The following is a 14,721-nucleotide window of genomic DNA, read 5'->3' as shown; positions in this document are numbered from 1 at the left end:
AGTGCAGCACGAAATATTTATGCAGCGCGCGCTGGAATTAGCCCGGATGGGGTGGGGCACCACCAATCCTAATCCTATGGTAGGCGCCGTTGTAGTCAAAGATGGCCGTATTATAGGGGAGGGCTATCATAAAAAGGCAGGAGAACCGCATGCCGAAATAAACGCTCTGCGCGACGCCGGAGATGCGGCGCGCGGTTCCACTGTGTATGTTACGCTGGAGCCGTGCAGTCATTTCGGTCGAACGCCGCCATGCGCCGATGCTTTGATAAAAGCCGGCGTAAAGGAAGTAGTAATAGCGATGGAGGACCCTAACCCGCGCGTGGCAGGCCGAGGCATAAATGCGTTAAGGCAGGCCGGCATAAAGGTGATTACGGGCATCATGGAACGGGATGCTTGCAGCCTTAACGAGGTGTTTATAAAGTATATAACATCGGATATGCCGTTTGTGATATGGAAGTGCGCTATGACTCTGGATGGCAAAGCAGCAACGGCCAATGGCGATTCTAAATGGATAACAAACGACCTGTCAAGAGAATATGTGCATTGGTGGCGGTACAGGGTATCGGCTGTTTTAGCCGGTATAGGCACCGTGTTGGCTGATGATCCCATGCTAACTGTGCGTCTGCCGCATATTAACATAGAGAAACAGCCTGTTAGGATCGTGGCCGACAGCCTTGCTAAAACGCCGCTTGACAGCAATGTGTTGAATATTGAGCAAGCGCCTACTATAATAGCTACATCATGGTCTGCTGATCCCGGTAAGATAGAGGCTTTTAAATCTAAAGGCGCTGACGTTATAACTACCGATGGTAAGGATAAAGTAAACTTGGTACAACTCATGCGGGAGCTCCATAAACGAGAGATAGACAGCGTGTTCATAGAAGGCGGGCCTACGCTTGCGGCATCGGCGATAGAGGAAGGCTTGGTGGATAAAGCCATGGTATTCATAGCACCAAAGCTGACAGGAGGCAATGGTTTATCGGCACTTGGCGGAAACGGCGTAGCGCGCATGGCCGATGCGCGGCGGTTAAGCGATGTGTCTATCAAACGTTTTGAAGACGATGTACTTATAGAAGGTTATTTTAGAGCATGAGAGGTGATGCTTTTGTTTACAGGGATAATACAGGAGATAGGTGCTGTTCGCCATATAACGCGTGGAGCACAATCTGTGCGGCTCGCGGTAGAGGCTCCCCAACTTATATCGAAACTACGCATAGGCGATAGTATATGTACAAATGGTGTATGCCTTACAGTAACCGATAAAGAAGGCCGTGTATTTTGGGCAGATGCCACGCCCGAGACGGTGCGGCGCACGACACTTTTTGAGTTAAAACCGGGAGATCCGGTCAACCTTGAGCCATCGCTTACACCCCAGGATTTTTTGGGCGGGCATATCGTAAGCGGCCATGTCGACGGCATAGGTGTTATAAAACAGATGCGCCACGAGGAAAATGCATTGTGGCTGGATATAACCGTCGGCTCAGAGCTGCTCTTGTATATAGTGGAGAAAGGGTCTGTGGCTGTGGATGGTATAAGCCTGACGGTGGCTGATGTAACTGACGATCGATTCAGCGTATCCATCATACCCCATACTGCCGCACAGACTACGTTAAAGGTAAAAAAAGCAGGTGATCGCGTCAATATAGAATGCGATATGATAGGGCGTTATGTGGCAAAGTTCCTACTCGGCATGAAAGTACCTGAGATAAAAAGTCACGGTATCGATGAGAATTTTTTGAGAAACAACGGATTTGTATAAGGAGGATATATGGAAAATATAGTATTTAACAGTATTGAAGAGGCTCTGGAAGACATAAGAAACGGAAAAATGGTAATAGTAGTAGACGATGAAGACCGCGAAAATGAGGGTGACCTGGTTATGGCAGCCGAGAAGGTTACACCCGAGGTCATAAATTTCATGGCAAAATACGGCAGAGGTCTTATATGCGTTCCTATGATCGCTCAAAGGTTAAAAGAACTGGACATACCGCAGATGGTGAATAATAATACCGAGCATCAGCGCACGGCCTTTACCGTATCGGTCGATGCTAAGGCTGTTACTACCGGTATATCGGCTCATGAACGTGCTCTTACCATAAAAACGCTGGTGGATCCAGATGCTAAACCGGAAGATATAATAAAGCCCGGACATATATTTCCGCTGCAGGCCAAAGAGGGCGGCGTGCTGATACGCGCAGGCCATACCGAGGCGGCGGTGGATCTGGCACGCTTGGCGGGTTTGTATCCGGCCGGTGTGATATGTGAGATAATGAATGAAGACGGTACTATGGCTCGTCTGCCGCAGCTATATGAATTTGCTAAAAAGCATGGGCTTAAACTGATAACTATAGCCGATCTGATAACGTATAGGCGTAAGAATGAGAGACTGGTGAAGCGTGTAACCGATCCTATACATCTTCCCACCAAATACGGCGATTTTATCGCTATAGCCTATGAAAGCCTTATAAATCATGACCATCATGTAGCACTTATAAAAGGTGATGTAAGCGATGGAAGGCCTGTATTGGCAAGGATACATTCCGAGTGCTTAACCGGCGATGTTTTCGGATCACTGCGTTGCGATTGCGGCGACCAGCTTAAATATGCTATGCAGCAAATAGAAGCGGAGGGGCGCGGTGTAGTGCTTTATATGCGCCAGGAGGGACGCGGCATAGGCCTGGTCAACAAGCTTAAGGCCTATAAATTACAGGAAGAGGGTAAGGATACGGTAGAGGCTAATCTGGCTTTGGGCTTTGATGCCGACCTTAGGGATTATGGCGAAGGGGCTCAAATACTGGTGGATCTAGGGATAAGAAAGTTGCGCCTGCTGACTAATAATCCTAAGAAAGTGGTCGGATTAGCGGGGTATGGCATAGAAATAGTGGAGCGCGTACCCATCGAAATACAGCCCAATGATGTAAATCGACGTTATCTTGAAACCAAAAAAGAAAAAATGGGTCATATATTAAATTATTGCGATATGGAGGAATAGACATGAAAGTATATGAAGGCAAACTAATAGGCACCGGTTTAAGGTTTGGTATAGTTATAAGCCGTTTTAACGAGTTTATAACGAATAAGCTCCTTAGCGGCGCACTTGATGTGCTGAGCCGGCATGATGTGAGCGATGAGGCTATAGAGATAGCATGGGTGCCAGGGGCTTTTGAATTGCCCATGGTGGCCAAGCGCATGGCCGAGTCGGGCAGATATGATGCCGTTATATGCCTGGGAGCTGTTATACGCGGGGCTACACCGCATTTTGATTATGTAGCCGCCGAGATGTCAAAAGGTATAGCACAAACGGCTCTTCTTACAGGTGTGCCTGTAGCCTTTGGTGTATTGACAACCGATACTATTGAACAGGCTATAGAAAGGGCGGGTACCAAAGCCGGAAACAAGGGCGCTGATGCTGCTATAACAGCTATAGAGATGGCTAATTTGTTGAAAAGTATATAAATTTTATAAATGAGGTGATGGTATATGGGTAGGATTTTAGCATCCTTCGTTATGCCCCATCCGCCAATAATTGTGCCTGAGGTGGGGCGTGGTGAGGAAGCGGCGATCGCAAAAACCGCGCGGTCAATGGATGAATGTGCGCGGCGCATAGCTGAGCTTGAGCCCGACGACATCATTATAATAACGCCACATGGTCCGGTGTTCAGAGATGCTATAGCGCTGTATTATGAAAGCAGCATAAGCGGTGATTTGAGCAGTTTTAGGGCGCCGCAGGTGAAGATTTCCTACGATATAGATAAACCGCTTACCATGGCTATAGCTGATATAGCATCCAGGTATGATATTACGTGTGCTTTGCTGGATGGTAGGGCTATGACGCGTTATGGCATAGATGATAGAATGGATCACGGAGCTTTGGTGCCGCTGTATTTCATTGAAAAGCGCTATCACGCGCCATATCTCGTTCATATTACGTATGGATTCCTATCATATGAGGAGATATATACCTTCGGCAAGGCTGTGCAGCAAGCGGTGGAAGAAAGCGATAAAAATGTGGTTATCATAGCCAGCGGGGACCTTTCACATAAACTTACGCCCGATTCTCCAAATGGTTATACGCCTCTAGGAAAGGAATTTGATGAGAAACTCTTGGATTTATTATCCAAAAGCGATGTGGAAGGCATAGTAAACATGGATAAGCGACTTGTAGAAGAAGCTGCCGAATGCGGCATGCGTTCCATTATAGCGATGTTGGGGGCATTGGATGGCTATGAATTTTCAGCCGATGTATTATCGCACGAAGGCCCCTTTGGCGTAGGCTATGGTGTTGTTGCAATAGAAGCAGGTAAAGCGTCAAAGAATAGGGAAATGCTGGGGAAATTAAGGGCCGAACATTTTGTTGGCATGAAACGCATACGGGATGGCGAGGATCCATATGTGGCATTAGCCCGGCAAACTGTAGAGACATATATAAGGCAAGGCAAAGTTATAAAACCGGGTAATGATTTGCCTGAGGAAATGTTCGCTAAAAAAGCAGGGGTTTTTGTATCTATTCATAAAAACGGAGAATTAAGAGGATGTATAGGCACAATAAACCCTGTGTATGAGAATGTGGCTTCTGAAATTATACACAATGCTATAAGCGCCAGCACACGCGATCCTCGTTTTGAACCGATAGGAGAAGATGAGCTGGATGCTCTCGAGTATTCTGTAGACGTATTAAATCCGCCTGAACCTGTAGAGTCTATTGAAGAGCTTGATCCTAAACGTTATGGTGTTATAGTGCGGCGAGGATATAGGAGCGGGCTTTTATTGCCTGATTTGGAAGGCGTGGACACACCGCGGCAGCAGCTTTCTATAGCATTGCAAAAGGCCGGTATAAGCCCCGATGAACCTTACACCATAGAGCGCTTTACTGTAGAGAGGCATAAATAAATGAAAGAAGCGGTATATTACGACAAAACGGACAACGATGCAGTTCGCTGTTTCTTGTGCCCGCACCGCTGTTTCATAAGGCCCGGCAAAGCCGGTGTATGCCGCGTGCGCCAAAATGTGGGAGGCCGCCTGATAGCGGCATCATACGAGCGTATTTCATCGATGGCGCTCGATCCTATAGAAAAAAAGCCTCTCTATCACTTCTATCCCGGCAGCTATATACTGTCTGTGGGTTCTACGGGATGCAATTTCCGATGTCAGTTCTGCCAGAATTGGTCTATAGCTCAACAGGATGCGCCGACCAAACGAGTATCATCCGACGAGCTGGTGGGTATGGGAGGCAAGGATGACAGTATAGGTATAGCATATACATATAATGAACCGCTAATATGGTACGAGTATGTGCTGGAATGCGCCAAAAAGGCTAGAACGCGCGGGCTCAAGAATGTACTGGTAACCAACGGGTTTATAGAAGAACAGCCGCTTATGGAATTGCTGCCTTATATAGATGCTATGAATATAGATTTAAAAAGCTTTAGAAACGATTATTACCGTAAAATATGCAAAGGCGGGATGAATGCGGTTTTGCGTACTATAGAAAAAGCAGCTGCAAATACGCATGTGGAGGTTACCACCCTTATAGTTACCGGTTTAAACGACAGCGAGGATGAAATGAACGAACTTTCGCAGTGGCTGGCATCGGTAGATAAGGATATACCGCTGCACCTTTCCCGCTATTTCCCAAATTATAAAATGATGCTGCCGCCGACTCCTATAGCAACATTACAGCGATTGAAAAATGTGGCCGATAAAAATTTGTCGTATGTGTATATAGGCAATATAATAGGTATAGATGACAACACTTACTGCCCTAGGTGTGGCAAACTGCTTATAAGGCGCGATATTATACCTGTGGTGACTGGTATAAAGGATGGTTGCTGCATACAATGCGGCTTAAAAATAAAGGGTGTTTTTGAGGAGGAAGATAGATGAATATAGTTATGCAATGGTTGGGACAGGCTGGATTTGTTTTAAATTTAGCTGACGGGGTGAAGGTATGCATTGACCCATATCTTTCGCATTCTGTGGAGAGTGCCGAGGGGCTGCATAGGTTGATGCCGATAAATATCCTGCCGGAACAGTTGGGCTGTGATATTATCATAAGCACGCATGATCATTTGGATCACTTTGATCCGGATACAATAATACCTGTTTATAATGAAAGCGATGCGGTATTTATGGGCCCCTCATCGTGCTTGGAACATTATAAGGCACTGGGATTATCGCCTGATAGATTTCATGTATTGGATCGCGGGCAGCAGAAAACGCTTATGGGGCTATCAATCAAAGCGGTAGCAGCCGAACACACATCCGGTAAATACAGCGATGCTATAGGCGTGGTTATAGATGATGGCACCTATGTCATATATCATACAGGGGATTCGGAGTATACGGAAGAAGTGGTACACGAGGTGGCCGGCCTGAAACCCGACGTTATGTTTGTGCCAATAAACGGAAGATGGGGCAATATGACAGCTCAGCAGGCTGCACAGCTCGTTTCGGCTGTGCAGCCTAAGATAGCTGTACCTATGCATTATGGTATGTTTGCGGAGAATACCGCTGATCCGCAAGAATTTATAGATGCCTGTGCGGGCATAGGATGGCATGGCACTATTATATTGCCTCATATGTTATGAAAAAGCGGCTTTTTGCTTTATAATCTCAAGTATCTCTTCTTTGGTCATGCCATCTAGCTGATATTCATATGCCTGATGAAGCAGATCGGAGAATTGTTTGCCGGGACGCAAGCCTATGGCTATAAGGTCTTTACCTTGTACTATAGGCTTTATTTTTTGCCCCGGAATGAGGTTTAGAGCGTCAAAGCGACTTCTGAGCCATTTTATATGCTCATCCGATACAGCACCGTCTTTTTTAGACATGGTATCAGCTTCCGACAATAGCAACAATTCATGATAATTTACAGAGTTGGCCAGCCTCCTTAGCTGGCCGTCTGTTACTTTTCCCTTTTGCTTATATAACAATAGAGGCTGCATATGATATTCCACCAATGGCAGCACGGCTTTTATCAAATGCTTGTGTTCGGTTATGCGATTAAGAAGGCTTTCGGCTACGCTCCTTCCGATTTTATCGTGACCAGTTGCGGATACCCTGCCATTTTTAGAAACATGTGTGGCTAGCGGTTTACCAACATCATGGCATAGTGCAGCCCACATGAGCACCTCGGGATGCATGCTCTTTTCTCGCAGATTGGCTGCATAATCTATCACCATGAGCGTATGCTCCCATGTATCGCGCTCGCCGGGGTGATATTTCGGGTCCTCGGGATTGCCTATGAGGGCGGCCAGTTCGGGATAATGTTGTATTAATCCGAGAGCAGGCATGTATTTGAGGCCAGCTGACGGGCTTCTTGCTTGTAGCAGAAGCTTTTTGAACTCATTATATATCCGTTCTTTAGCTAGCGCTGTTGTGTCTACATGCCTGCATAAAGCCAGGGTTTCGGGTGCTATAGTATATTCCAAACGTCCTGCGAACTGTATGGCACGATAAACGCGCAATGGGTCGTCGGCGAACGTATTATCATCGACATGGCGCAATACATGGGACTCCAGATCTTTTAAGCCGCCATGAGGGTCTATAAGCTCCATGGTAGACAGGTCTAACATTATGGCGTTTATAGTAAAATCGCGTCGGCGTGAGGCTTGATATATATCGAGATCAGGATCGACCGTTACATTAAAATCTTTATGTCCAGCCCCGGTATTTTCCTCTATCCTGGGCAGCGCTATATCTATATTATATCCGTGAGCTTTCAATACACCGAATTGTTTGCCTACCAGATCAACGTGCAATATAGGGTTTATAAGCCGCGCTATCTCTTCATAACTTAGTCCGTATACTTCTATATCTATATCTGTCGTGTACATGCCGAGGAGGCGGTCTCTTACTGCTCCGCCCACCAGGTAACACCGCGCGCCAGCCTGAGTAAGCCTTTTTACTATAACCATAGCCAGGCGTTCCTCATCCGAAGCATTGCCAAAAGTGATGGCTTTGTGCATTGAAAATCCTCCTGCCATATGATGATATATATAATATAGCACTGATGGAGGTATTATACAATACAGCCGCAATACACACCAATATTTTCCATGCTAGCTCTCTTATTGACAGATTGCGCAATGGTATGATACAATAACGCAAGTAGCCGCTCGGAAAAGGCTTTTAAAATTTTGCCTTATTTCGGCGAGACTGGTTAGAGGAGGTAGAGAACATGTATGCTATTATAAAGGCTTGCGGCAAACAGTATAAGGTACAAGAAGGCGATATAGTCGCTATGGAAAGACTGGATGCCGAGGAAGGTCAGACGATTACATTCGATGAAGTCGTAATGTTGTCGGACGCTGATGATGTCAAAATAGGCAAACCTGTTGTCGAAGGCGCTTCGGTGCATGCTCAGGTGCTTGAGCATGGCAAGGGCCCAAAAATAACGATTTTCAAGTATAAGCCTAAAAAGGATTATCGCAAAAAGCAAGGCCATCGTCAGCCATATACGAAAGTGCGCATAACTGCTATAACAATATGATATCGGTAAAATTCTATAAAGCCGAGGATGGAAGTATAAAAGGATTTTCCATAGACGGCCATGCAGATTATGGCGACGAGGGCAGCGATATTGTATGCGCGGCCGTATCCATGGTAGCTCAGACTACCGCATTGTCGATGCAAGAGTTGCTGAATATACCTATACGGCTTGAGATGGATAAAGGCAATATGATATGCCTTTTACCCGATGAATATGAGCGGTCGCGGGACGATGCGCAATTGTTGCTCAGAGCTATGGAATTGGGATTGAAAAACATAGAACAAGGTTATAAGGGTAATATTAGAGTTATCGAGGAAGGGGTGTAAGACCATGTGGAATATAGATTTACAGTTATTTGCTCATAAAAAAGGTATGGGCAGCACCAGAAACGGGCGCGAGAGCGAGTCCAAGCGCTTGGGTGTGAAAAGGGCCGATGGGCAGTTTGTTTTGGCAGGCAATATCCTGGTAAGGCAACGCGGTACCAAGATTCATCCGGGGCTTAATGTCGGTATAGGCAGCGATGATACGCTATTCGCCAAAGCCAGCGGTATAGTGAGATTCGAAAAGAAAGGCCGCGATAAGACTGTAGCCAGCGTTTATGAACAATCTGCTGTACAATAATTGCTTAAAAACAATGAGGTCGCACAGCTTGAGCCGTGAGGCCTTTAATTTTATGTATGAAAGGTGGTGAAGGCGTAGAAATATGTTTGTAGACAGAGCGAAAATATATGTAAAAAGTGGAGATGGTGGCAATGGCGCCGTGTCATTCCGCCGCGAAAAATACGTGCCTCGCGGAGGGCCGGACGGCGGCGACGGCGGCGACGGCGGCAATGTCATATTACAGGCTGATCAAAATATGAATACCCTTATGGATTTCAAATATAAAGTGCATTATAAAGCGCAGCGAGGTCAGCATGGTCAAGGCAGCAATATGCGTGGCAGAGACGGTGAGGACCTTATAATAAAGGTGCCTATAGGTACTGTTGTCATAGATGCCGAATCCGGTATGATAATAGGCGATTTAATAAACGATGGTCAACAAATCACAGTAGCTTATGGCGGCAAAGGCGGTAAAGGCAATGCGCATTTTACTACTTCAGTGCGCCAAGCTCCGCGTTTTGCCCAGGATGGAGAACCGGGGCAAGAAAAATGGATTATATTGGAGCTTAAGATGATAGCCGATGTAGGGCTTATAGGTTTCCCTAATGCGGGTAAATCGACAATATTATCTATCATGACGGCAGCCAGGCCCAAAATAGCTGACTATCCCTTTACAACGCTATCGCCTAATTTGGGCGTGGCTTATGCGCCGGATGGACGCAGTTTTGTATTGGCTGACATTCCGGGCCTCATAGAGGGTGCTCATGAGGGTACGGGGCTTGGGTATGAGTTTTTACGCCATATAGAGAGAACACGGCTTTTATTGCACGTGGTGGATGCATCTGGAATGTCTGGACGCGATCCTGTGGATAATTTTTACAAAATAAATGAAGAATTGCGCCTTTATAATGAGGAACTGGCTGGAAGGCCTCAAATAATATTGGCCAATAAGATGGATCTGCCGGAAGCGCAGCAGAATTTTGAGCGCATAAAAGAAGCAGCCGATAAATGCGGTTATAAAATATTTGCCGTATCGGCAGCTACGGGACAGGGTTTTGAGCAGGTAGTGTACGAGGTATTGAAAATGCTGGACAATTTACCAAAGCATGAGGGTTTTGTTTCCGAGCAAACAGAGGCGGTTTATGTACCCAAGCAAGAGTTAAATTATAATATAAAAAGAGACGGTGAGAATTATACAGTAGAAGGCAGCCTTATAGATAAACTGCTGCGCATGACCAATATAGATGACCCCGATTCGCTGGCATACTTTCAAAAGGTGCTCGAAGACAACGGCGTTTTCAAAGCGCTTAAGGCTCAAGGCGCCAAAAACGGCTGTACGGTGAAAATTGGGGCTATAGAGTTTGATTACATAGAGTGAGCAACGCTCACTCTATGGCTCTAATATTGTCTATATATTGAATTATCTGCTCCTTGCTGGGATATGCTCCGGCAAAGGCATAGCGGACGATACCTTCTTTATCGATTACATAATTAGCTGGTATACCTCTTTGCTGATAAATAGCCCATACCTCATCGTTTTTATCTAAAAGGACCGGAAAGGTATAACCGTTATCCTCCACAAACTCTCTTGCGTTTTTCTGGGCTTGTTCGCTGTCAGTGCCGCCTCTGAGTTCCACTGATGTGGAATTTACCGTCAGCACAACCACATCATCATCTTTATACTCTTCATATATTTCCTGGAAATAAGGCATTTCTTGACGGCATGGCGGACACCATGTAGCCCAGAAATTGAGCAGCACGATCTTGCCTTTATAATCAGAAAGCCTTATTTTGTTGCCGTTCAGATCTTCTAATTCAAAATCTTCTATAGGTGTATCCATCATACCTTCTAGCAAAGCTTCTTTTAATGCAGTTTGATTATCGGTATTCCCTTCGGTTGCAGGCGTTTCGGTTTGCTCTTGCGGTGACTGCGTATCAGCACCGCTCTGTTGATCGGTTATATCTTGCGGAACCGGATTTGAACCGGAAGAACATCCGGATATGACCACAGCCATCATTATTGTTATAAGCAATATGTTTTTTAAGTTTCTCAATTTTATATTACGCTCCCCTCTTTGTCATTATGTTATTTGAAATAATGTTTCCCATCTGCCGCTTATCATAAGCAGACCTATAATTATAAGCAAGATGCCGCTTATAATCTTTATAGCCTTCATATATTTATAAATGCCCTGCAGATATCCCAGCAAATATTCAAAGAATATCGCTATGAGCATAAATGGCAAGCCTAAACCGAGTGAATATACGGCCAGCAGCAATACACCCTGCCATAGGGTGGACGCATTGCCGGCCATTATCAGCACTGACGACAGAATGGGTCCTATACATGGTGTCCAACCAAAGCTGAAACCCATCCCCATTAAGAGCGAACCGATAAAACTCGGCGCAATGTTTCCTGTGTTCAGGCGCTTTTCATAATTCAGCCATCGTATGGGTATGATATCCATTTGGAACAAACCGAAAAATATAACTATAATGCCGCCTATACGACTGAACAATCGGCTGTTTTGCAATAAAAAACGTCCGAGGCTGGTCGCTGTTGCACCCAGCAGGATGAATATTATTGAAAATCCTATAACAAAAGCTAGGCCATTCCATATCAATGCTCTTTTAGCCTTGCCGTCTTGCGTTATATTGTCAATGGATTGACCGGTTAAATAGGTAATATATATAGGTATAAGGGGAAGGACACAAGGGGATAAGAAAGAAGCAAGTCCCTCAAAAAATACTACGACCGACGATAAACTACCGTTCAAATATACCGCACCTCTCATTATCAATTCCGACATAGTTATTTTACTACCCTCCCCTATGGGGTGTCAACTGGCTTGTCGGGATTATATTGGAGATATGTTAGCGCTTTGGCGGCTAACGCAGCATTCGATTGAGTTAATTGCTGTGATATGTCCGCTCTGTGTTTTAGAATTTCCATAAAGCGTTGCTGCAATACAGTACTTATATTTGAGCTATATGGGTCTACGCAATATTCTCTAAGATTCATATCGTCCATGAGGGCTTTTACTTTGGTATGGTAATTTAAGGCAATAACCGGTATGCTGTGCTTTAACGCCGATACTAAAAAATGAAGGCGCATACCTATGCATATATCCATGGATGCTATAGAGTTATATCTTTCTTCCAAAGATGCTTCATCATTTAATATATATGAATCTTTAGGAGCTATCATACGGTGTATGTTGTTATCGTTCAGAGCGAGATTAGACTTCATTACCTGGCATGGTATAAAGTAAATTTGATGTCCCATCTGTTTCAACCATTCAAAAAAATTTACAAAAGCCGCATATAATGTCGGCTGATTGTTACCGAAACACCTTAAATTTACTCCTATTTTCAAACCGGATTGATTGGTGATATTTACATCATTTTGACATAATGGCAAAGCCCATATAGCCTCGGGTATCTTTTCGGCTTGACCGGAAAAATATTGCATGAAGGCGTTCAAATTATAGCTATCGCGTACGCTTATACCTATGGATTTATCAAACAATTTTTGATAGTGCTTTATAACGCTTGGTGATATCACTCTGTCATCTATGCCCACGCGGTATATAACGTAGGGCGTGGTTACGGCGTCGCTCATAAACGGGAACCAATATTCTCCCAAATATACCATGCCACCTCCGCCTATTATCAATAAATCACAGCGATTCATGATATCGATAGTATTACCTTGCGGAAAATAATTGACACCTACAATTCGGTAGTCTACTTGACCTTCGATAGCCTTGCAATCGCTAAATACGATAAACTGTGTGTCATCGCCGTATTGTCTCTTCATATTATTCATTATTGCCTTAAGATTAAGCTCATCACCCAAATTATTGAAGCCATAATAGCCTATGATTCCTATCAGCATGATCAATACCTTCTTATGATACTTAAAATATCTTGAGCCCTTTGCTTATAAGTATGATGGGCATATGCTTCTTGCTGTCCTGCCGACGCTATGGCTTGCCGTTCATCGTCATGCTCAAGATAGTATCGTACCAGTTCAAGTGTTTGTTCCGATGATTTGGACCATACCAAATGTTTATAGTTTGCAAACAGGTTTTCAATAGCCGGAGTATGTTGAGTGAGATAGAAAGCCCCACAGCCTAGCACTTCAAAGGTACGCATGCTCATCATGGTCGGCGAAGTATTTACCGAATGCAATCCGAGCACTATTTTGGTGCTGGCATATAACCCGGGCAAACTTTTATAAGGCATGTAACCACCGTATAAGCTTTTATCTATGCTGAAACCGTGTGCCGGATTAAGCCACCAATCAAGCCCATATATCTTTATATTCAGGCCGGCGCTTATTATCGGCTCCAGTATCATCCGGCGACCTTCATTGCGGGCAGGATGTCTGAAGTAATTATTTCCCACAAAGACTATATCGTTATTTAAGTCTTTGCGGGGCGGCACTTTTTTGTGAAAATCAGGGTTGCAGGCGAACATAAGCAGATGCGCTTTTATGCCATGATGAGCGTATCGCTCTATGCATTCCAGAGCCGGAGTAAATACATAACGGGCTTTGCGGGCAAAAGGTAGCGATAAGCGTTCAAAATCTGGCGGGTCTTCTATAGCCCAATATATTAACGGTACATGCAAATCATCCAGAGCAGGAAATAATAAGGGATAAAGGCTATCACCGCCCTCGCATATCACAAAATCGGGATTATAAGCTGATATTATTCTATATAGCACCTTGTTGTCTTTCCTGTATTCATTGGTCAAATGTACAACTTTGACGCTATGACCTAGTTGACTAAACCCCGGTGCTAATCCATAGCTTATTATAGGGGCGCTGTTAGTAAATAAGAACCTCATAATATCACTCCAGATATACTATAATATATATTATAGTATATGCAATTAGATACAAAGTGATATAAAAAAGCAAGGCCCACAGCGATCTCAACTTCAGCCTATGCAGATATCTATGTCCACACCCATATATAGTCATTGAAACCAACGACCATATATGAGCATTGCGATACCTGCATAGACCTATGCTCGACCATCGATGATAGTTTATAGACCTGCTATGATCTTTCGACCATAGCAGACCCAGCGTCCGAAAGCACCATGCTAGAGAATGTTATAAAAAGCAAACATCACTACCATCGATGATCTTAGCTCGACCATCATACATATCTTATAACCCCATGATGACCGATAGGCCATCACAGAGCTAAGGCTGTATAAGCATCGACACATATGATGATCTTCCCGCCGGCTCATATCAGACCTTTACAAGCGATCTGATATAAACCTTTGGCCGAACATTGCAGAGCCATTTCAGTCCTGCAATGCTCTGCGCTCAACCGCTGTGAACCTTACGAGAAATATTATGTCCGAGCACGACGGCTTTATTCTATGAAATTTATGGAATAAAATTATCATTTGACAATGCATATGGGAAGTGGTATATTAATAAAGCCGTCGATGAAGGCGGGAGAAATAATAGCAGCATAAAAGGTCGAAAAAAGGGTATTGACAAGAGTGAGATAAACTGCTAGAATATAAAAGTCGCTCACGAGAGCGGCATGGACATTGAAAACTGAACAGAATGAAAAGAACACACAAAACGCTTTGCGGACCAA

16 protein-coding genes are annotated in these 14,721 nt (G+C 44.6%); 11 read left to right on the top strand and 5 right to left on the bottom strand.

Annotation, left to right across the window (positions count from 1 at the left end; translation table 11 throughout):
* Position 1: 1 nt before the first annotated feature.
* From ribD to JG770_RS00905, 7 genes are read left to right on the top strand one after another with little or no spacing between them, the layout of a single operon-like run.
* Positions 2-1,093, top strand: coding sequence for a bifunctional diaminohydroxyphosphoribosylaminopyrimidine deaminase/5-amino-6-(5-phosphoribosylamino)uracil reductase RibD (gene ribD / locus JG770_RS00935; protein WP_291953999.1), 1,092 nt, complete (start codon positions 2-4; stop codon positions 1,091-1,093).
* Positions 1,094-1,105: 12 nt separating this feature from the next.
* Complete coding sequence (locus tag JG770_RS00930; protein WP_363320863.1) at positions 1,106-1,759, top strand: riboflavin synthase; 654 nt, start codon at positions 1,106-1,108, stop codon at positions 1,757-1,759.
* A gap of 9 nt (positions 1,760-1,768) precedes the next feature.
* A complete protein-coding gene (locus tag JG770_RS00925) occupies positions 1,769-2,992 on the top strand; it encodes a bifunctional 3,4-dihydroxy-2-butanone-4-phosphate synthase/GTP cyclohydrolase II (RefSeq protein ID WP_291953997.1) in 1,224 nt (407 codons plus the stop codon).
* A gap of 2 nt (positions 2,993-2,994) precedes the next feature.
* On the top strand, positions 2,995-3,456 hold the full coding sequence (ribE, locus tag JG770_RS00920) for a 6,7-dimethyl-8-ribityllumazine synthase (protein WP_291953994.1): 462 nt from the start codon (positions 2,995-2,997) through the stop codon (positions 3,454-3,456).
* A 24-nt stretch (positions 3,457-3,480) separates the two neighbouring features.
* A complete protein-coding gene (amrA, locus tag JG770_RS00915) occupies positions 3,481-4,890 on the top strand; it encodes an AmmeMemoRadiSam system protein A (protein ID WP_291953989.1) in 1,410 nt (469 codons plus the stop codon).
* Positions 4,891-5,883 (top strand): AmmeMemoRadiSam system radical SAM enzyme, encoded by a 993-nt coding sequence (gene amrS / locus JG770_RS00910; protein ID WP_291953987.1) that lies wholly within the window; start codon positions 4,891-4,893, stop codon positions 5,881-5,883. It abuts the gene before it with no gap.
* Positions 5,880-6,587: an MBL fold metallo-hydrolase gene (locus tag JG770_RS00905; RefSeq protein WP_291953985.1), complete on the top strand. Its 708-nt coding sequence runs from the start codon at positions 5,880-5,882 to the stop codon at positions 6,585-6,587. The genes amrS and JG770_RS00905 overlap by 4 nt, the downstream gene beginning before the upstream one ends.
* Here JG770_RS00905 and JG770_RS00900 read toward each other — a convergent pair.
* Entirely contained in the window at positions 6,582-7,967 is a 1,386-nt protein-coding gene (locus JG770_RS00900; RefSeq protein WP_291953984.1) for an HD domain-containing protein, read from the bottom strand. The two genes, JG770_RS00905 and JG770_RS00900, sit on opposite strands and share 6 nt — an antisense overlap.
* 212 nt (positions 7,968-8,179) lie before the next feature.
* On the opposite strand from JG770_RS00900, the gene rplU reads away from it, so the two are divergent.
* The 4 genes from rplU (at position 8,180) to obgE (ending at position 10,469) form a co-directional block, all read left to right on the top strand.
* Entirely contained in the window at positions 8,180-8,491 is a 312-nt protein-coding gene (gene rplU, locus JG770_RS00895; protein ID WP_291953982.1) for a 50S ribosomal protein L21, read from the top strand.
* The gene (locus JG770_RS00890) at positions 8,488-8,817 is read left to right on the top strand and encodes a ribosomal-processing cysteine protease Prp (RefSeq protein WP_291953979.1); all 330 of its coding nucleotides are present in this window, start codon (positions 8,488-8,490) and stop codon (positions 8,815-8,817) included. Before rplU ends, JG770_RS00890 begins: the two co-directional genes overlap by 4 nt.
* A gap of 4 nt (positions 8,818-8,821) precedes the next feature.
* On the top strand, positions 8,822-9,112 hold the full coding sequence (gene rpmA, locus JG770_RS00885) for a 50S ribosomal protein L27 (RefSeq protein WP_291953976.1): 291 nt from the start codon (positions 8,822-8,824) through the stop codon (positions 9,110-9,112).
* An 82-nt stretch (positions 9,113-9,194) separates the two neighbouring features.
* Entirely contained in the window at positions 9,195-10,469 is a 1,275-nt protein-coding gene (obgE, locus tag JG770_RS00880) for a GTPase ObgE (protein WP_291953973.1), read from the top strand.
* Positions 10,470-10,476: 7 nt separating this feature from the next.
* Here obgE and JG770_RS00875 read toward each other — a convergent pair whose 3' ends face one another.
* Genes JG770_RS00875 through JG770_RS00860 form a run of 4 tightly spaced genes read right to left on the bottom strand, consistent with a single transcriptional unit; the run spans position 10,477 to position 13,945 of the window.
* Entirely contained in the window at positions 10,477-11,145 is a 669-nt protein-coding gene (locus tag JG770_RS00875) for a TlpA disulfide reductase family protein (RefSeq protein ID WP_291953971.1), read from the bottom strand.
* A gap of 27 nt (positions 11,146-11,172) precedes the next feature.
* Positions 11,173-11,901, bottom strand: a complete 729-nt coding sequence (locus tag JG770_RS00870) for a cytochrome c biogenesis protein CcdA (protein WP_291953968.1) — start codon at positions 11,899-11,901, stop codon at positions 11,173-11,175.
* A gap of 20 nt (positions 11,902-11,921) precedes the next feature.
* Complete coding sequence (locus JG770_RS00865; RefSeq protein ID WP_291953965.1) at positions 11,922-12,989, bottom strand: polysaccharide pyruvyl transferase family protein; 1,068 nt, start codon at positions 12,987-12,989, stop codon at positions 11,922-11,924.
* 2 nt (positions 12,990-12,991) lie between these two features.
* On the bottom strand, positions 12,992-13,945 hold the full coding sequence (locus tag JG770_RS00860; protein ID WP_291953962.1) for a glycosyltransferase: 954 nt from the start codon (positions 13,943-13,945) through the stop codon (positions 12,992-12,994).
* Between the last annotated feature and the right edge of the window lie 776 nt (positions 13,946-14,721).

The sequence above is a fragment of the Mahella sp. genome, assembly GCF_020054945.1.
Taxonomy (GTDB): domain Bacteria; phylum Bacillota; class Clostridia; order Mahellales; family Mahellaceae; genus Mahella.
This window is presented reverse-complemented; position numbering and strand designations above follow the sequence as displayed.